The sequence below is a fragment of the Streptomyces sp. IBSBF 3136 genome (assembly GCF_036815105.1).
Classification (GTDB): Bacteria; Actinomycetota; Actinomycetes; order Streptomycetales; family Streptomycetaceae; genus Streptomyces.
This window is the reverse complement of record NZ_JAJSZC010000072.1, coordinates 14,489-33,694: the sequence shown is the minus strand read 5'-3', so window position 1 is coordinate 33,694 and position 19,206 is coordinate 14,489. Positions and strand designations below refer to the sequence as shown.

The window sequence follows — 19,206 nt, the reverse complement described above, 5'->3', positions numbered from 1 at the left end:
GAGCAGGACCCCGCCGAGTGGCCCCAGCTGCGCCGGGCCGGCGCCCACGAGGCCGCCGAGCGGCTGGCCGCCGAGGCCAGGGCCGGGCTCATGCGGGACGTCGACCACGCGCGGATCAGCCGGGCCTGGCACGGCGTGCGGACGGGCTCGCACAGCCTCGCGTCCTTCACCGGCGCCGTGCTGCAGGACGGCTCGGCCGCCTGCCCGCACCCCTCGGGCGAGCGCGACCTGCCCGCCCGGCACGCCCGCCACGACCTGCTCACCGGCCAGGTACGCCTCGGCACCACCGCCGACGACGCCCGCAACCCGTACCACTACCGCGGCTCCGGCCTCGCCCTCGACCCCGAACTGCTCGGCACCTCGCTGCTCGCCGTCGGCCCGGCCGGGTCCGGGAAGACCGGCGCGGTCGTCCGGCCGCTCGCCGAGTCGCTGTGCCTGCACGCCCTCACCGGGAAGGCCGCCGTGGTGGCCGTCGGCGCGGCGGGCGCGGGGCTCGGCCCGGCCGAGGCGTACGACGTCGTGGTGCGCGTCGGGCACCCCGACTCCGTCCACGACCTCGACCTCTACGGCGGCACCACCGACCCGGACGAGGCCGCCGCCATACTCGCCGAGGCCCTCGTCGGCGACCTCGCCGACCCGCACCCCGGCGGCGACAGCCGCCGCTCCACCACCGTCCTCGCCCAGCTCCTCGGGCCCTTCCGCGCCGTCCACGACCGGTTCCCCTCGGTCCCCGAGCTGCGGCAGCTCCTCGACGGCACGCCGGGCCCGCTGGCCGCACTGCGCAAGGCGCTCACCGACACCGGGCAGGAGGCGCTGCTCAGGGAACTCGACGCCCGCGAGCGGCAGATGGCCCACCCCGGCGACGTCGGCGCGGTGCTGGCCGACCGCATCGCGCTGCTCGACCGGCCCGCCTTCGCCGGCTTCTTCGACACCTCGGGGCAGTCCCGGCCGTTCTCGCTCAAGGCCCTCGACCACCCGGTGCGCGTCCGCATCGACCTGCCCCAGCGCGGGCACGCCGACGCCTCCCGGATCCTGGCCCGGCTGGTGCTCGCCCAGTTCACGGCCAGTGTGACCGTCCGGGAGGACCGGTCGCTGTTCGCCTGCCTGCTGCTGGACGACGCCTCCGGTGTGGTCACCCCGGAGGCGGTGCGCGGCATCCAGCGGCTGCGCTCCGCGAACGCGGGGGTCGTGCTGACCCTGCGCACCCTGGACGACGCCCCCCGGCCGCTGCGCGGACCGCTGCTCGGCGCCACCGGGTGCCGGATGGCGCTGGCCGGGCTGACCCCGTGGGACGGCCAGGACTTCGCCGAGGTGTGGGGCAAGGAGTGGACCGAGACCCGGGACGTCACCGACCGGCAGATCATCGCCGAGACCCCGGCCGGCAAGGTCGTGCACATGCTGCGCCGGGTCATCACCGGACAGGCGCCCACCGCCCGCGCGGTCACCGTCCGCCAGGTCGAGCGGGAGCGCTGGTCGGCCTCCGAGCTGGCGCACGGGGTGCCGCCGGGCCACGCGGTGCTGTCGCTGACCACGGTGCGGGGCGAGCACGCGCCGCCCCTGCTGGTGGACCTGCGCGGCTGAGCCGCCCGGGCGCGGTGCCCGGGACGGGGCCGGGACGCGGGAGGCCCGGACGGCGGGAGGCTCGGACGGCGAGGGGCGCGGCCTGCCGGGAGGCCGGGGAGCAGCGGCCCCCAGGCCGTTCTCCGGTATGTCCATAGCGTCAGCGGGTGACCGTACGGTGAGGCAGAATCGGCATAGGTCGTTCATACGCGGCGGCCAAAAGATCTCGGTTCTCCCAGACCTGAAGGCACGATGCCCCCGACTCTCGCCTCGCTCGTCCACCACTCCGCGCTCAAGCTGACCGTGCGGGCCGGCGAGGACCGCCTCGACGTCCCCGTGCGCTGGGCGCACGTGAGCGAGCTGGCCGACCCCGTGCCCTACATGGAGGGCGGCGAGCTGCTGCTGATCACCGCGCTCAAGCTGGACGCGGAGGATCCCGAGGTCATGCGGCGCTACGTCAAGCGGCTGGCCGGGGCTGGGGTGGTCGGGCTCGGGTTCGCCGTCGGGGTCAACTACGAGGAGATCCCCAAGGCCCTCGTGGACGCCGCCGAGGAGGAGGGGCTGCCGCTGCTCGAGGTGCCGCGCCGCACCCCGTTCCTCGCCATCAGCAAGGCCGTCTCCGCCGCGATCGCCGCCGACCAGTACCGGGCCGTGACGGCGGGCTTCGCCGCCCAGCGCGAGCTGACCAAGCAGGCCCTCAACGCCGGGCCCGAGGGCCTGCTCGCCGCGCTCGCCGCGCAGGTCGACGGGTGGGCGGCCCTGTACGACGCCTCGGGCGCAGTCGTCGCCACCGCACCCGAGTGGGCCGGCCGCCGGGCCGCCCGGCTCACCGCGGAGGTCGAGCGGCTGCGGGAGCGGCCCGCCCCCGCCTCCTCGGTGGTCGGCGGCCCCGACTACGAGGACCGGGTGGAACTGCACTCCCTGGGGACCGGCCGCCGCCCGCGCGCCGCGCTCGCCGTCGGCACCGCCGCCGCCCTCGGCACCGCCGAGCGGTACGCCGTGCACTCCGCGATCGCCCTGCTCACCCTCACCACCGAACGCTCCCGCTCGCTGCACGCGGCCGAGCAGCGCATCGGGGCCGCCGTGCTGCGCATGCTGCTCGCCGGGGAGCCGGACCACGCCCGGACCGTCGCCGGGGACCTGTACGGCGGCCTGCTCGACGCGCCCTTCCGGATGGTGGTCGCCGAGCCGGTGTCGGGCGCCGACCCGCTGGGCGCGCTCGCCGAGACGGTCGAGGCGGCCGCGGCCCGCTCCGGTGAGGCGGTGCTGGCCGTGCCGGAGGGGGAGCGGCTCGTGGTGCTGGCCGCGGACGGGGGCGCGGCGGTGGCCGCCTGCGTCGCGCACGCGACGGCGCTGGAGACCGTGCGGGCCGTCCCCGAGCAGGCGACCGGCGAGGAGGACGAACTGGTCGTCGGCCTGTCCGCGCCGGCCGGGCCGATCGCCGCTGCCGCCGCCTACAAGCAGGCCGAGCAGGCGCTGTCGGTGGCCCGGCGGCGCGGGCGGTTCCTGGTGGAGCACGAGCAGCTCGCGGCCGGCTCGGTGCTGCCGCTGCTGGCCGACGACGCGGTCAGGGCGTTCGCCGACGGGCTGCTGCGGGCGCTGCACGAGCACGACGCGACCGGCCGCGGCGACCTGGTGGCCTCCCTGCGCGCCTGGCTGTCCCGGCACGGCCAGTGGGACGCGGCCGCGGCCGACCTCGGTGTGCACCGGCACACCCTCCGGTACCGGATGCGCCGGGTCGAGGAGATTCTCGGGCGCTCCCTGGACGATCCCGACGTACGGATGGAGCTGTGGCTGGCCCTGAAGGCGACCTCGAACGAGTAGCCGCCTAGGACAAACCGGCGTGTCCCCGGGCCGTACTGCTACGGCTCGGACAAGCCCCCGCCCGCCGCGCCAGCCCTACCGTGGAGCACGAGAGCAGGAACCACCTTCGACGCGGAAAGGCCGGGACGTACATGACTTCCAGCCACGCCTTCTGGCTCGCCGGCCGCCAGGTCACCGGCGAGGACACCTTCGACGTCACCTCCCCGTGGGACGGCCGGGTCGTCGGCACGGTCAGCGTGCCGACCGAGGCCCAGGTCGAGGAGGCGGTGGCCGCCGCGTACGCCGTACGGGACGAGTTCGCCGCCACCCCGGCGCACGTCCGCGCCGCCGCCCTCGACCACGTCAGCAAGCGCCTGGTCGAGCGCACCGAGGAGATCGCCCAGCTGATCTCCGCCGAGAACGGCAAGCCGATCAAGTGGGCCCGGGGCGAGGTCGGCCGTGCCGTCTCCGTCTTCCGCTTCGCCGCCGAGGAGGCCCGCCGCTTCAACGGCGGCGAGGCCCAGCGCCTCGACACCGACGCCGGCGGCCAGGGCCGTCTGGCGCTCACCCGCCGCTTCCCGAAGGGCGTCGTGCTCGGCATCGCGCCGTTCAACTTCCCGTTGAACCTGTGCGCCCACAAGGTCGCCCCGGCCATCGCCGCCGGCGCGCCGATCATCCTCAAGCCGGCCCCGGCCACCCCGCTGTCCGGCCTGATCCTCGGCGACCTGCTCGCCGAGACCGAGCTGCCCGCCGGCTCCTGGTCGATCCTGCCGGTCTCCAACGACCGCATGCCCGCCCTGGTCCAGGACGAGCGCCTGCCGGTGATCTCCTTCACCGGTTCGGAGAAGGTCGGCTACGCGATCATGGACTCGGTGCCGCGCAAGCACTGCACGCTGGAGCTGGGCGGCAACGGCGCGGCCGTCGTGCTCGCCGACTTCGCGAGCGACGCCGACCTGGACCGGGCCGCGACCCGCATCGCGACCTTCTCCAACTATCAGGGCGGCCAGTCCTGCATCTCGGTGCAGCGGGTGATCGCCGACGCCTCCGTCTACGACCGTCTGCTGCCGCGCATCGTGGCGGCCGTCGAGGCCCAGGTCACCGGCGACCCGTCCGACGCCTCGACCGACGTCGGCCCGCTGGTCAGCGAGGACGCCGCCAAGCGCGTCGAGTCGTGGGTGGACGAGGCCGTCTCGGCCGGGGCGAAGCTCCTGGCCGGCGGCAAGCGGGACGGCGCCTCCTACGCGCCGACCGTGCTGACCGAGGTGCCCGCCGACACGACGATCTCCTGCGAAGAGGTCTTCGGCCCGGTCCTCACCGTGCAGAAGGTGGACGGCGAGGCCGAGGCGTTCGCCGCGGTCAACGACTCCAAGTACGGCCTCCAGGCGGGTGTGTTCACGCACGACCTCCAGGCCGCCTTCCGCGCCCACCGCGCGCTGGAGGTCGGCGGTGTCGTCGTCGGCGACGTCCCGTCCTACCGTGCCGACCAGATGCCGTACGGCGGCGCCAAGCAGTCCGGTGTCGGCCGCGAGGGCGTGAAGTTCGCGATGGACGACTACACGTACGAGCGCGTGCTGGTCCTCACCGGACTCGCCCTGTGACCTGTCACGCACGGGTCCGAAAAGACTGACCTGCCACGGACAGGTCGGACAGGACGGCCGCAGCCCACTGTGCGGGGGCTGCGGCCGTTCCCGCGTCCGCGTAATGCTGTGCTCCGGTAAAGGATTCGGCATCGACCGGTCAACAGTCTTGTTATGTGCATGACTCACTCGATGGGATGCGAGTCGACCACCACGTCCGACCGCGGACCACTCAGGGGAACACATGCACATAGCCCGCACCGGGCGCGGCGTCGCGGCCTGCGCCGCCACCGCCGCCCTCGCCGCCGCCGCGCTGGCGACCACCTCGGGAGCCGGCGCCACCGCCGCCGCGCCCGCCGCCGTACCGCACACCAAGGCGGTCCCGGCCGTCGCCGGCCACACGCTGGTGCGCGGTGTGGCCGACCCGCTGCCCATCGGGCAGTGCGAGACCAAGTGGCACATCGCCTGCTACAACCCGCTCCAGTACCGCACCGCGTACCACCTGAACGGGCTGTACCGGCAGGGCGTCACGGGCAAGGGGCGCACCATCGTCATCGTCGACTCGTTCGGCTCCCCGACCGTCCAGCACGACCTGGACGTCTACAGCAGGCAGTTCGGGCTGCCCAGCACCAAGGTCAAGGTGGTCAAGTGGGGCCACGTCCCCGCCTTCGACCCCAAGAACTCGGAGATGACCGGCTGGGCCGGCGAGACCACCCTGGACGTCGAGCTGGCCCACGCCGTGGCGCCCGGCGCGAAGATCGTCCTGGTGGAGACCGCGGTCTCCGAGACCGAGGGCACCACCGGCCTGCCGGAGATGATGAGCGCCGAGAAGCACCTCGTCGACCAGGGCGTCGGCGACGTCATCAGCCAGAGCTTCGGCGCCACCGAGAACACCTTCCCCGGGTTCGCCCGCGGTGACTTCTCCAGCATCAAGAAGCTGCGCTACGCCTTCGAGGACGCCCACCGCAAGCACGTGACCGTGCTCGCCGCCTCCGGCGACGGCGGTGCCACCGACATGAAGGCGGACGGCAAGCACTACTACGACAAGCGGGTCAACTCCTGGCCCTCCTCGGACCCGCTGGTCACCTCGGTCGGCGGCACCCAGCTCCACCTGAACGACCAGGGCGACCGGGTGAAGCCCGACAGCGTCTACAACGACTACGGCGCCGGCGGCGGCGGCCAGTCCCACGTGTTCACCCGCCCGTCGTTCCAGAACGGCGTGCGGCACACCGTCGGCGCCCGCCGCGGCACCCCGGACGTGTCGATGACGGCCGCGGTCGACGGCGGCGCGTGGATCTACTCCAGCTACGACCCGACCGCCACGGGCTGGGACGTCACCGGCGGCACCAGCGAGGCCACCCCGATCTTCTCGGGCATCGTCGCCCTCGCCGACCAGGTCGCCGGCCACCGGCTTGGTGACATCAACGCGGCGCTGTACGCGCTGTCCGCCCGCCACGAGGCCACCACCGGTGTCGTCGACGTCGCCGACGGCACGAACAACAGCTACCAGGGCGTCACCGGCTACAAGGCGGTCAAGGGCTACGACATGGCCACCGGCGTGGGCACGGTCAACGCCCTGCGCTTCGTGCCCGCGCTCGCCCGGGCGGCCCGCCACGGCTGACGCGGCACCGTGACGAAGGGACCCGGCACCGCTGCCCGACCGGTGCCGGGCTCCTGCGGAACCTCGACCGGAGAAGCCGACGTGCGCGAGCCGCAGCGGGCCGCGCAGTCCGAGCCGGACGTCGTGGACGCCGGCGATGGCGGCGATCCGCGCGCCGAGAGTGGTGCGGGCGCACACGGTAGAGCCCTTCCAGCGGGACCAGCAGGTCCTCCCCGGCCCAGCCGCGCAGCCCACCCCACCACCGGCAGCACCGCGCCGTCCCGCAGGAACAGCGGGATACGGTCCAGCGACGCCGGCACCGTCACCGTCACACCGCCCTCGTCTCACCCGTTCAGAGGTCCGAGGGAACTCCAGGAACAGCGGCCGCATCACCGGCAGCCCCTCCTCGTGCGCCTCCCGCACCACCGCCGGCAGATACGAAGCGCTTCGACACCCGGCAAGGCTCTTTTCCCGTGGCGCCGCACCCCACCGGCCGACGGCAAGTACGTCCCCGCGTCGACCGATCGGACCGCGAGGGGTGGTGGGGTCGGCCCGTTTCGGGTACCAACGATCCAGTAGCACCGGTCGGTAAGGACCGGTCCCCATCGTCCCTCTTCGCGGCGAGGTGAGCCTCAATGTCCGCCACCACCACCCCACGCACCACCGTCACCGAGCGCGAGGCGCGCCAGGTGGCGGAGGCCGCCCGGGAGCAGGACTGGCGCAAGCCCAGCTTCGCCAAGGAACTGTTCCTCGGCCGCTTCCGGCTCGACCTCATCCACCCCCACCCCCTCCCCGACGCCGAAAGCGTGCGCCGCGGCGAGGAGTTCCTCACCAGACTGCGCGCCTTCTGCGAGTCCACCGTCGACTCCGCCCGCATCGAACGCGAGGCCCGCATCCCCGACGAGGTCGTCGCCGGCCTGAAGGAACTCGGCGCCCTCGGCATGAAGATCGACCCCAAGTACGGCGGCCTCGGCCTCACCCAGCTGTACTACAACAAGGCCCTCGCCCTCGTCGGCTCCGCGAGCCCGGCCGTCGGCGCCCTGCTCTCCGCCCATCAGTCGATCGGCGTACCGCAGCCCCTGAAGATGTTCGGCACCCAGGAGCAGAAGGACACCTTCCTGCCCCGCTGCGCCCGCACCGACATCTCCGCCTTCCTGCTCACCGAGCCCGACGTCGGCTCCGACCCGGCACGCCTCGCCACCACCGCCGTCCCCGACGGCGACGACTACGTGCTCGACGGCGTCAAACTGTGGACCACCAACGGAGTCGTCGCCGACCTGCTCGTCGTGATGGCGCGGGTCCCCGCCTCCGAGGGCCACAAGGGCGGCATCACCGCCTTCGTCGTGGAGGCCGGCTCCGAGGGCATCACCGTCGAGCACCGCAACGCCTTCATGGGCCTGCGCGGCATCGAGAACGGCGTCACCCGCTTCCACCAGGTACGCGTCCCCGCCGCGAACCGGATCGGCCCCGAGGGCGCCGGTCTGAAGATCGCCCTCACCACCCTCAACACCGGCCGGCTCTCCCTGCCCGCGATGTGCGCCGGCGCCGGCAAGTGGTGCCTGAAGATCGCCCGCGAATGGGCGGCGGAACGCGAACAGTGGGGCAAGCCGGTCGCACTGCACGAGGCCGTCGGCTCCAAGATCAGCTTCATCGCGGCCACCACCTTCGCCCTGGAGGCCGTCCTCGACCTCTCCTCGCAGATGGCCGACGAGGACCGCAACGACATCCGCATCGAGGCCGCCCTCGCCAAGCTCTACGGTTCCGAGATGGCCTGGCTGATGGCCGACGAACTGGTCCAGATCCGCGGCGGCCGCGGCTACGAGACGGCCGAGTCGCTGGGGGCACGCGGCGAGCGCTCCGTCCCGGCCGAGCAGATCCTGCGCGACCTGCGCATCAACCGCATCTTCGAGGGCTCGACGGAGATCATGCACCTCCTCATCGCCCGCGAGGCCGTCGACGCCCACCTCTCGGTCGCCGGCGACCTCATCGACCCCGACAAGTCCCTCTCCGACAAGGCCAGGGCGGGCGCCAACGCGGGCGTCTTCTACGCCAAGTGGCTGCCGAAACTGGTCGCCGGACCCGGCCAGCTCCCCTCCGCCTACAACGAGTTCAAGCACGGCGTCGACCTCTCGGGCCACCTGCGCTACGTCGAACGGCACGCCCGCAAGCTCGCCCGGTCCACCTTCTACGCCATGTCCCGCTGGCAGGGCCGCATGGAGACCAAACAGGGCTTCCTCGGCCGGATCGTCGACATCGGCGCCGAACTGTTCGCCATGAGCGCGGCCTGCGTACGCGCCGAGCGGCTGCGCGGCGAGGGCGAGCACGGCCGCGAGGCCTACCAACTCGCCGACGCCTTCTGCCGCCAGTCCCGCATCCGCGTCGAGGAACTCTTCGCCCGGCTGTGGACCAACACCGACGACCTCGACCGCAAGGTCGTCAAGGGCGTCCTCGGCGGCGCCTACACCTGGCTGGAGGAAGGCATCGTCGACCCCTCGGGCGAGGGCCCCTGGATCGCGGACGCCACCCCCGGCCCCAGCGAACGCGAGAACGCCCGCCGCCCCTACGGGGCCTAGCCTCACTCGGCCGAACCGGCTCCCGCTCCCCACTCGGGGCGGGAGCCGGAGCGCGCACCCCAGTGCGCCCCACGCGCCCCCACGCACCGCAATCCACCCCGCCGCACCCCAGTGCGCCCCCGCGACCGCGGCCATCCCTCGGCATGGCTCGGTCATCCCTCCGCATGGCTCGGTCATCCCTCGGCCGTCCCCGACCGTTCCTCACCCGCTCCTCACAAGAGGACAACCGCTCCATCCGGCGACGAAACCCGGCAACGCACCCGCCCGAGGGACGCCCTGTCCAGGCGGCCGCGGCTTGCGGCCACAATGGAGGGCATGACCGACAGTCCCGCCAGTCCCGCACCCCTCGCCGACCCGCACCTCGTGTACGACCCCCTCGCGGGAGACGGCCCGAAGGACGTGGTGATCCTCGGCTCCACCGGGTCCATCGGAACCCAGGCCATCGACCTCGTACTGCGCAACCCCGACCGCTTCCGGGTCACCGCCCTCTCCGCGAACGGCAGCCGCACGGCCCTGCTCGCCGAGCAGGCCCACCGGCTGCGGGTGCGCGCCGTGGCGGTCGCCCGCGAGGACGCCGTGCCGGCCCTGCGCGAGGCCCTGGCCGAGCGGTACGGCGCCGGGGAGCCGCTCCCCGAGATCCTCGCCGGACCGGACGCGGCCACCCACCTCGCCGCCTCCGACTGCCACACCGTGCTCAACGGCATCACCGGCTCCATCGGCCTCGCGCCCACCCTCGCCGCCCTGGAGACCGGCCGCACCCTCGCGCTGGCCAACAAGGAGTCGCTGATCGTCGGCGGGCCCCTGGTCAAGGCGCTGGCCAAGCCCGGGCAGATCATCCCGGTCGACTCCGAGCACGCCGCGCTCTTCCAGGCCCTCGCCGCCGGCACCCGCGCCGATGTACGCAAGCTGGTCGTCACCGCCTCCGGCGGCCCCTTCCGCGGCCGCACCAAGGCGGAACTGGCGGACGTCACCGTCGAGGACGCCCTCGCCCACCCCACCTGGGCCATGGGCCCGGTCATCACGATCAACTCGGCGACCCTCGTCAACAAGGGCCTCGAAGTCATCGAGGCGCACCTGCTCTACGACATTCCCTTCGACCGCATTGAGGTCGTCGTGCATCCGCAGTCGTATGTCCACTCGATGGTCGAGTTCACCGACGGATCCACGATCGCCCAGGCGACGCCCCCCGACATGCGGGGGCCGATCGCCATCGGTCTGGGCTGGCCCGAACGCGTTCCCGACGCGGCGCCCGCCTTCGACTGGAGCAAGGCCTCCACCTGGGAGTTCTTCCCGCTGGACAACGAGGCCTTCCCCTCGGTGAACCTCGCCCGGCACGTGGGACAGCTCGCGGGGACCGCCCCGGCGGTGTTCAATGCGGCCAACGAGGAGTGCGTCGAGGCTTTCCGCACCGGCGCACTGCCCTTCAACGGCATCATGGAGACCGTCACCCGGGTCGTCGAGGAGCACGGCACCCCGGTCACGGGAACCTCACTCACCGTGTCGGACGTCCTCGAAGCGGAGACCTGGGCGCGGGCCCGGGCGCGCGAACTGACAGACCGGACCGCGGAGGCGCGTGCATGACGACCCTGATGTTCATCCTCGGCATAGTGGTCTTCGCGGTCGGCCTGCTCGTCTCGATCGCCTGGCACGAGCTGGGGCACCTGTCCACGGCCAAGCTCTTCGGCATCCGTGTCCCGCAGTACATGGTCGGCTTCGGCCCCACCATCTGGTCGCGCAACAAGGGCGAGACCGAGTACGGCATCAAGGCCGTCCCGCTCGGCGGCTACATCCGCATGATCGGCATGTTCCCGCCCGACGAGGCCGGACGGGTCTCCGCCCGCTCCACCTCGCCGTGGCGCGGCATGATCGAGGACGCCCGCTCGGCGGCCTTCGAGGAACTCAAGCCCGGTGACGAGACGCGCATGTTCTACACGCGCAAACCGTGGAAGCGGGTCATCGTCATGTTCGCGGGCCCGTTCATGAACCTGATCCTCGCGATCGGCCTGTTCCTCACCGTCCTGATGGGCTTCGGCATCCAGCAGGAGACCACCAGCGTCGAGTCCGTCTCGCCCTGCGTCATCGCGCAGAGCCAGCACCGCGACAGCTGCAAGAAGTCCGACCAGGCGTCCCCGGCCGCGGAAGCCGGCATGAAGGCGGGCGACAAGATCGTCTCGTTCGGCGGAGTACCGACCAACGACTGGAACACCCTCTCGGACCTGATCCGGCAGAGCGCGGGCAAGGACGTCGCGATCGTCGTCGACCGCAAGGGCCAGGAGCTGACCCTGCACGCGAAGATCGCCACCAACCAGGTCGCCAAGAAGGACTCCAGCGGCACCTACGTCCAGGGTCAGTACGTGAAGGCCGGCTTCCTCGGCTTCAGCGCGGCCCACGGTGTCGTGAAGCAGGACTTCGGCCAGTCCGTGACCTGGATGACCGACCGGGTCGGCGACGCCGTCGACTCGCTCGTCGCCCTGCCCGGCAAGATCCCGGCCCTGTGGAACGCGGCCTTCGGCAACGGCCCGCGCGAGCCGGACTCCCCGATGGGCATCGTCGGCGCGGCCCGCGTCACCGGCGAGATCGCCACGCTCCACATCCCGGCCTCCCAGCAGTTGGCCATGGCCCTCTTCGTGGTCGCCGGGTTCAACCTCTCCCTGTTCCTGTTCAACATGCTCCCGCTGCTCCCGCTCGACGGCGGGCACATCGCGGGCGCCCTGTGGGAGTCCCTGAGGCGCAACGTGGCCCGCGTCCTGCGCCGCCCCGACCCGGGCCCGTTCGACGTGGCCCGGCTGATGCCGGTGGCCTACGTGGTGGCCGGGATCTTCGTCTGCTTCACGATCTTGGTCTTGGTGGCGGACATCGTTAACCCGGTCAAAATCAGTTAGCCTCCGGCGTTCGAGGCGGCCCGCGAGCCTTGGTTTGCGGGCCGCCTCCCATCGAGTGGGTTTGCCGGGTGGGATGTGTCGGCGTCCGGGGCAGTGCCGTAATCTCGAAGCCTGGAGCCCGCCGTTCACGGGACCGGACCTTGATCCACGACTTGGGGTTGCACAGCAGATGACTGCGATTTCTCTCGGCATGCCGTCCGTTCCGACCAAGCTCGCCGAGCGCCGCAAGAGCCGGCAGATCCAGGTCGGCTCCGTGGCGGTCGGCGGGGACGCGCCTGTCTCGGTGCAGTCGATGACGACGACGCGCACGTCCGACATCGGTGCCACGCTCCAGCAGATCGCCGAGCTGACCGCGTCCGGCTGCCAGATCGTCCGCGTCGCCTGCCCCACCCAGGACGACGCCGACGCCCTCGCCACCATCGCCCGCAAGTCGCAGATCCCGGTCATCGCGGACATCCACTTCCAGCCCAAGTACGTGTTCGCGGCCATCGAGGCCGGCTGCGCCGCCGTCCGCGTCAACCCCGGCAACATCAAGCAGTTCGACGACAAGGTCCGGGAGATCGCCAAGGCCGCCAAGGAGCACGGCACCCCGATCCGCATCGGGGTCAACGCCGGCTCCCTGGACCGCCGTCTGCTCCAGAAGTACGGCAAGGCGACCCCCGAGGCGCTGGTGGAGTCGGCCCTGTGGGAGGCGTCCCTCTTCGAGGAGCACGACTTCCGCGACATCAAGATCTCCGTCAAGCACAACGACCCGGTCGTCATGATCGAGGCGTACCGGCAGCTCGCCGAGGCCTGCGACTACCCGCTGCACCTCGGCGTGACCGAGGCCGGCCCGGCCTTCCAGGGCACCATCAAGTCGGCCGTCGCCTTCGGCGCCCTGCTCTCCCAGGGCATCGGCGACACCATCCGCGTCTCCCTCTCGGCCCCGCCGGCCGAGGAGGTCAAGGTCGGTCTGCAGATCCTGGAGTCGCTGAACCTCAAGCAGCGCGGCCTGGAGATCGTCTCCTGCCCGTCCTGCGGCCGCGCCCAGGTCGACGTCTACAAGCTCGCCGAGGAGGTCACCGCCGGCCTCACCGGCATGGACGTCCCGCTGCGCGTCGCCGTCATGGGCTGCGTGGTGAACGGACCGGGCGAGGCCCGCGAGGCCGACCTCGGCGTCGCCTCCGGCAATGGCAAGGGCCAGATCTTCGTCAAGGGCGAGGTCATCAAGACCGTCCCCGAGTCCAAGATCGTGGAGACCCTCATCGAGGAGGCCATGAAGCTCGCCGAGCAGATGGAGGCCGAGGGCGTCACCTCCGGCGAGCCGTCCGTCTCGGTCGCCGACTGAGCGCCCCGCGGGAGCGCGGGGGAGCGCGCGACGAGGCACCACCGACGTGCGGCCGCCCGGTGACCGGTAACGCCCCGAATTCCGGGGCGCACCGCCAAAGCGGCGCGGCTATAGTGCGGAGATCAGCAGAACCCCAGGGTGAGGCCCCGCACGTGTTGACCCAGACCACCTCACGGGTGCTCGAACCGAGCGACCTTGACGCCGCGCTCGCCGTCCTCGACCGCGAGCCGGTCGCGAACGCCTTCGTGACCTCCCGGGTCCAGGTCGCGGGCCTTGACCCGTGGCGGCTCGGCGGCGAGATGTGGGGCTGGTACGAGGACGGCATGCTCACGTCCCTGTGCTACGCGGGCGCCAACCTCGTACCGATCTGCGCCACCCCGCGGGCCGTACGCGCCTTCGCGGACCGGGCCAGGAGGGCGGGGCGGCGCTGCTCCTCGATCGTCGGGCCGGCCGGGCCCACCGCCCGGCTGTGGCGCCTTCTCGAACCCCAGTGGGGTCCCGCCCGCGAGGTCCGGGCCCACCAGCCGCTGATGGTCACCGACCAGATGCCTGCCGACATCGCCCCGGACCCCTACGTCCGTCGCATCCGCAAGGACGAGATGGAGATGATCATGCCGGCCTGCGTGGCGATGTTCACCGAGGAGGTGGGCGTCTCCCCGCTGGCCGGGGACGGCGGGCTGCTCTACCAGGCCCGGGTGGCCGAGCTCGTCGGTTCCGGGCGTTCCTTCGCCCGCCTCGACGACGAGGGCAGGGTGGTCTTCAAGGCGGAGATCGGCGCGGCGACGCGCCATGCCTGTCAGATCCAGGGGGTGTGGGTGGCGCCGGAGTACCGGGGTCGTGGCCTGGCGGCGCCCGGCATGGCCGCCGTCCTGCGGTACGCGCTGGCCGACGTGGCCCCGGTGGTCAGCCTCTACGTCAACGACTTCAACACGGCGGCCCGGCGGACGTACCGGCGGGTGGGCTTCCAGGAGACCGGTGCGTTCATGAGCGTGTTGTTCTAGCCGGAGGCCGGGGCCGGGGGCGGCCCCCCGGGCCCGGGGCGCGCGGGCCGTGCCGGACGGTTGCGGGCGCCGGCGCCCGGTCACCCGCGGGTGCGCCGGTGCCCGGTCACCCGCGGGTGATCGCCCTGTACGCTCCCCGCATGGACGTCGTGATCGGCCCCCTGGACCTCACCGCCCACGTCGACGAGGCCCTGGCGGTGCAGGCCGTCGCCTTCGGGCTGGGCGCCGAAGAGGTCGCCGTACGCCGCCAGATCGTCCAGCGGCACATGCAGTACAGGGGTGCGCGCGCCCTCGGTGCCACCAGCCGCGGCCGCCTGGTCGGTTTCGTCTACGGGATGCCCAACTCCCGCACCCACTGGTGGTCCACCGTCGTGGAGCCCTACCTGCGCGCCCGGGACAACGACGGCTGGCTGGACGACTCCTTCGTCATCACCGAGCTGCACGTGCACCCCGACCACCAGAACCTGGGCGTCGGCCGTCGGCTGATCACCGCGATCACGGACGAGGCCGCCGAACCGCGCTCGATCCTCTCCGCGATCGACATGGACAGCCCGGCGCGGGGTCTGTACCACTCCCTCGGCTACGTCGACCTCGCCCGTCAGGTCCACTTCCCTAGCGCGCCCAAGCCGTACGCCGTGATGGGCGCCCCGCTGCCGCTGCGGCGCCGTTAACCGATTTCCACCGGCACAGGCGGCCCGGCTAACCTCCTTGCCATCACCCTTTCCCGTCAGGAGTAAGAGAGCCATGGCGAACGCACCGGTCCAGCGCATGTCCCAGTTGATGGTGAAGACGCTGCGCGACGACCCGGCGGACGCCGAGGTCCTCAGCCACAAGCTCCTCGTCCGCGCCGGCTACGTCCGCCGCACCGCCGCCGGCATCTGGAGCTGGCTGCCCCTGGGCAAGAAGGTCCTCGCCAACGTGGAGCGGATCGTCCGCGAGGAGATGGACGCCATCGGCGCCCAGGAGGTCTCGCTGCCCGCCCTGCTGCCGCGCGAGCCCTACGACGCCACCGGCCGCTGGGACGAGTACGGCCAGGAGCTGTTCCGGCTCAAGGACCGCAAGGGCGGTGACTACCTCCTCGGCCCCACCCACGAGGAGATCTTCACCCTGCTGGTCAAGGACCAGTGCACGTCCTACAAGGACCTGCCGGTGATCCTGTACCAGATCCAGACGAAGTTCCGCGACGAGGCCCGGCCCCGCGCCGGCATCCTGCGCGGCCGTGAGTTCCTCATGAAGGACTCGTACTCCTTCGACCTGGACGACGAGGGCCTCGGCAAGTCCTACGCCCTGCACCGCGAGGCCTACCGGCGCGTCTTCGAGCGCCTCGGCCTCGACTACCGCATCGTCGCCGCCACCGCCGGCGCGATGGGCGGCTCCAAGTCCGAAGAGTTCCTGGCCCCGGCCGAGGCCGGCGAGGACACCTTCGCGGACTGCCCGAACTGCGACTTCGCGGCGAACACCGAGGCCGTGGTCTACGAGCTCAAGGCGGTGGACGGCTCGGCAGTGCCCGCGCTGGAGGAGATCCCCACCCCGGACACCCCGACCATCGAGACCCTGGCCGCCTCGCTCGGCGTCCCCGCCTCCGCCACCCTGAAGAACCTGCTGGTCAAGGTGGACGGCGAGATCGTCGCCGTCGGCGTGCCCGGCGACCGTGAGGTGGACCTGGGCAAGGTCGAGGCGCACTTCGCCCCGGCCACCGTCGAGATGGTCACCGAGGCCGACTTCGCGGGCCGCCCCGACCTGGTGCGCGGTTACGTCGGCCCGCAGGGGCTCGGCGAGAAGGTCACCTACATCGCCGACCCGCGCGTGGCCCCCGGCACCTCCTGGATCACCGGCGCCAACAAGGACCAGACCCACGCCAAGAACGTCGTCGCAGGCCGTGACTTCGAGGTCGACGCGTACGTGGACGTCGTGGTGGTCCAGGAGGGCGACCCCTGCCCGAAGTGCGGCACCGGCCTGAAGCTGGACCGCGCCATCGAGATCGGCCACATCTTCCAGCTGGGCCGCAAGTACGCCGACGCCCTCAAGCTCGACGTCCTCGGTCAGAACGGCAAGCCGGTCCGCGTCACCATGGGCTCGTACGGCATCGGTGTCTCCCGTGCCGTCGCCGCGCTCGCCGAGCAGACCGCCGACGACAAGGGTCTGGTGTGGTCCAAGGAGGTCGCCCCGGCCGACGTGCACGTGGTCGCCGCCGGCAAGGCCCTGCAGACCGAGCTGGCGCTCGACGTCGCCGAGAAGCTGGCCGCCGCGGGCGTCCGCGTCCTGGTGGACGACCGGGCCGGGGTCTCCCCGGGCGTGAAGTTCACCGACGCCGAGCTGATCGGCGTGCCCCAGATCCTGGTGGCCGGCCGCCGCTCCGGCGAGGGCGTTGTGGAGCTGAAGGACCGCAGGACCGGTGAGCGCGAGGAGCTGTCCGTCGAGGACGCGATCGCCCGCCTGACGGCCTGATCACCCCGCGGCCGCACCTGGCGGCCTGATCGTCCCGCGGCCGTACCGACGGCCCGGCACGGACTCGGCCCCGCCGCCCGTTAGGGCGCGGGGCCGTCTCCGTTTCCTGCCCGCCGTCCGCCGTCCGCCGTCCGCCGTCCGCCGTCCGCCGTCCGCCGTTCTAGAGCCAGCCGGCGAACTCCAGCAGCAGCTCGCCGTCCTTGGGGCGCCCCACCCGGAAGGCGCGTACGCCGGACTCCACGGCCCGGAACAGCGTCCAGCCGCGCAGCCGGTCCTGATCGACCTCCAGGGACTCCGCGAGCCGCTTGATGCGGCGCCGCGTGGTCGAGGGGCCGGACGCCGTGGCGATCAGGTCCTCCACCCGGTCCCGTACCAGCCGCGCCAGGTCGAACGCGCTCTCGCCGACCACCGGGTCCGGGCCCACCGCGAGCCACGGCATCCGGTCCCCGGCGAGCACCTTGCTCTGCCGGAACGTCCCGTGCAGCAGCCGGTGGTCGGGCGGCGCGGCCAGCAGTTCCGCGCGGGCCGTGAGCGCAGCCTCCACCAGGGGCGCCGCCTCGGGTTCGGTCAGGGCGCCGGCCCGCATGGCCTCCGCCTGCCGCCCGGTGCGCTCCGCCACCGTCTCGAAGGTGTGGTGGCCGGGCGGTTCGACCCACAGCCGGCGCAGCGTCCCGGCCGCCTCCAGCAGGGCCTTCGCCTCCGGCAGCGACCGTACCGACACGTCCGGGTGCAGCCGCTCGAGGAGCAGCGTCCCGTCGGTGGTGTCCTCGTCGTCCGACTCCAGCATTTGTACGGCGCCCAGGCCGGCCCAGTGCGCCAGCGCGGCCCGCTCGCTCTCGGGGCGGGCCCGGGCGGGGGCCAGCTTAAGTACCGCCGGAGTGCCGTCGGGCCGCCGGACCAGCACCACGAGGCTGCTGCGCCCGCCCGGCACCTGGACCCGCTCCACGGTCAACTCGCGCCGGGCGACCGCCCGCCCGGCGGTACCGGGCAGCCGGGCCAGCCAGTCGTCGCCGGCCGGCGCCGTCTCACCGAGCGCTCGCACCAGCCGCTGCGGCGGTTCGAAAACCATGCGCGAGTCCGTTCCCTTCTCTCCGGTCTCCCTGGCCTTTCCCGGCCCGTCCTGGCCCCTTCCGGCCCTGCCCGGCCCTTCCCGGATCCTCCGGTTCCCGTACCCGCGGTGGCGCGATCACCGCGCCACGGACGCGGTCACCGTGCCGTCACGGTGCCCCGGACGCCGACCCGCGGGGTCCGGCCGCACCGGTGTCGTCGGCGCCGGTGCCGACGACAGTCCGTTCGGCGAGCCCAGGGAAGGCTACGCTCTCCCCGCTCCAGCGGACCGCCCGCACCGCTGCCTCGCGCAGCGCCCCGGCGGCCGTGCCGCGCCGCTCACCGGTCGCCGCCCTCACCAGGTCGGAGTACACACCGGCCACCCGCTCCTCGAGGCGGGCGGCCAGCCGTACCGCCGTGGCCGCGTCCGGCACCTGGAACGGCAGCGCGTACGCGGCGCTCGCGGCGACCGGCTCGCCGCCCAGGTCGCGCACCTCGCGCACCAGCGCGTCGCGTCGTGCCCGGTGCGCGTCGTACGCCGCGCGCGCCTCGGCGCGTCGGCGCCCGCCGATCCGCCCGCCGACGACGCCGTACCCGTAGACCGCCGCGTGCTCGGCCGCGAGCGCCGACTGAAGCGCCGTCAGTTCGGCCTCGCGGTCGGTGTCCTCGGCCGATCTCCGCGCGGTCGCGCGGTCCGTCCCGTGCTTCTCGTCGCTCACTTCGCCCCCTCCGTCAGCAGGTACGCGTGCGCCGCTCCGGCGGCCGCCACCGAGGCCATCAGCCGCGCCAGTTCGCCCGGCACGTCCAGCAGGGCCTTCGCGCGCCGGTCGGCGAGGTCGCGCTCGGCGGTGGCGAGAGAGGCGAGGGCGTCCTTGGGGGCGGCGGGCACGGCCGGCGGGGTCGCCGTGGCGGAGCCGGAGGCGGTCGCGGCCGCGGGGGAGGGGGACTTCGCGGCTTCGGCGCCGCCGAACGCCTCGGCGTGCGCCGCCACCGCGGTGCGCAGCGGCCGCAGCCGTTCCTCCAGCGCCGGGTGGGCGGCGGCGACGGCGTCGTAGCGCTCCAGGAGCGCCGCGCTGTCCCGCGCCGCACGCGCGCGTGCCCGCGCGGCGCGCGAGGGGCCGGCGTTCCCGGAGTCGGGAGCGGCCGAACAGCCCACCAGCAGGGCGGCCCCGGCGGCCGACGCGATCAGGGATCTTCTGCGCGGCCCCGAAAGGGTGCGCGGCGGTGGGGTGTACGGCACTGCAGACGTCCTCGGGGCACTCGTACGAAAGGAACGGCGAAGGAAGAACAGCCGGCGGGCGGCACGCCCGTGATCACCGTACCCGCGCGCCCCGCGGACACCACCCACCGGCACCGCGTGAACACAGGTGGACGGCAACACTCCCCCC

14 protein-coding genes are annotated in these 19,206 nt (G+C 73.0%); 11 read left to right on the top strand and 3 right to left on the bottom strand.

Annotation, left to right across the window (positions count from 1 at the left end; translation table 11 throughout):
* The 11 genes from V7E45_RS17765 to V7E45_RS17715 all read left to right on the top strand — a co-directional run.
* Positions 1-1,581 (top strand): ATP-binding protein (locus V7E45_RS17765; RefSeq protein WP_333775150.1); only part of this gene is annotated, 1,581 nt, incomplete at its 5' end.
* Positions 1,582-1,812: 231 nt separating this feature from the next.
* Positions 1,813-3,384, top strand: a complete 1,572-nt coding sequence (locus V7E45_RS17760; RefSeq protein ID WP_333775149.1) for a PucR family transcriptional regulator — start codon at positions 1,813-1,815, stop codon at positions 3,382-3,384.
* A 131-nt stretch (positions 3,385-3,515) separates the two neighbouring features.
* Entirely contained in the window at positions 3,516-4,961 is a 1,446-nt protein-coding gene (locus V7E45_RS17755; protein ID WP_333775148.1) for an aldehyde dehydrogenase family protein, read from the top strand.
* 223 nt (positions 4,962-5,184) lie between these two features.
* Complete coding sequence (locus V7E45_RS17750; RefSeq protein ID WP_333775147.1) at positions 5,185-6,561, top strand: S53 family peptidase; 1,377 nt, start codon at positions 5,185-5,187, stop codon at positions 6,559-6,561.
* A 614-nt stretch (positions 6,562-7,175) separates the two neighbouring features.
* Positions 7,176-9,113, top strand: a complete 1,938-nt coding sequence (locus tag V7E45_RS17745; RefSeq protein WP_333775146.1) for an acyl-CoA dehydrogenase family protein — start codon at positions 7,176-7,178, stop codon at positions 9,111-9,113.
* Positions 9,114-9,428: 315 nt separating this feature from the next.
* Positions 9,429-10,694, top strand: coding sequence for a 1-deoxy-D-xylulose-5-phosphate reductoisomerase (dxr, locus tag V7E45_RS17740; RefSeq protein ID WP_333775145.1), 1,266 nt, complete (start codon positions 9,429-9,431; stop codon positions 10,692-10,694).
* On the top strand, positions 10,691-11,995 hold the full coding sequence (locus tag V7E45_RS17735) for a M50 family metallopeptidase (RefSeq protein ID WP_333775144.1): 1,305 nt from the start codon (positions 10,691-10,693) through the stop codon (positions 11,993-11,995). The genes dxr and V7E45_RS17735 overlap by 4 nt, the downstream gene beginning before the upstream one ends.
* Before the next feature lie 169 nt (positions 11,996-12,164).
* Positions 12,165-13,322, top strand: coding sequence for a flavodoxin-dependent (E)-4-hydroxy-3-methylbut-2-enyl-diphosphate synthase (gene ispG / locus V7E45_RS17730; RefSeq protein WP_333775143.1), 1,158 nt, complete (start codon positions 12,165-12,167; stop codon positions 13,320-13,322).
* 152 nt (positions 13,323-13,474) lie between these two features.
* Positions 13,475-14,323: a GNAT family N-acetyltransferase gene (locus V7E45_RS17725; protein WP_333775142.1), complete on the top strand. Its 849-nt coding sequence runs from the start codon at positions 13,475-13,477 to the stop codon at positions 14,321-14,323.
* A 140-nt stretch (positions 14,324-14,463) separates the two neighbouring features.
* The gene (locus tag V7E45_RS17720; RefSeq protein ID WP_333775141.1) at positions 14,464-14,994 is read left to right on the top strand and encodes a GNAT family N-acetyltransferase; all 531 of its coding nucleotides are present in this window, start codon (positions 14,464-14,466) and stop codon (positions 14,992-14,994) included.
* A 73-nt stretch (positions 14,995-15,067) separates the two neighbouring features.
* Positions 15,068-16,771 carry a proline--tRNA ligase gene (locus tag V7E45_RS17715; RefSeq protein WP_333775140.1) on the top strand — a complete coding sequence of 568 codons (1,704 nt, stop codon included), beginning with the start codon at positions 15,068-15,070 and terminating at the stop codon, positions 16,769-16,771.
* Positions 16,772-16,931: 160 nt separating this feature from the next.
* Here V7E45_RS17715 and V7E45_RS17710 read toward each other — a convergent pair whose 3' ends face one another.
* The 3 genes from V7E45_RS17710 to V7E45_RS17700 all read right to left on the bottom strand — a co-directional run bounded on the left by V7E45_RS17710 (position 16,932) and on the right by V7E45_RS17700 (position 19,058).
* Positions 16,932-17,840 carry an aminoglycoside phosphotransferase family protein gene (locus tag V7E45_RS17710; RefSeq protein ID WP_333775139.1) on the bottom strand — a complete coding sequence of 303 codons (909 nt, stop codon included), beginning with the start codon at positions 17,838-17,840 and terminating at the stop codon, positions 16,932-16,934.
* Between the two features lie 148 nt (positions 17,841-17,988).
* On the bottom strand, positions 17,989-18,462 hold the full coding sequence (locus V7E45_RS17705) for a ferritin-like domain-containing protein (RefSeq protein WP_333775152.1): 474 nt from the start codon (positions 18,460-18,462) through the stop codon (positions 17,989-17,991).
* Positions 18,463-18,533: 71 nt separating this feature from the next.
* The gene (locus tag V7E45_RS17700) at positions 18,534-19,058 is read right to left on the bottom strand and encodes a hypothetical protein (protein ID WP_333775138.1); all 525 of its coding nucleotides are present in this window, start codon (positions 19,056-19,058) and stop codon (positions 18,534-18,536) included.
* Positions 19,059-19,206 lie beyond the last annotated feature (148 nt).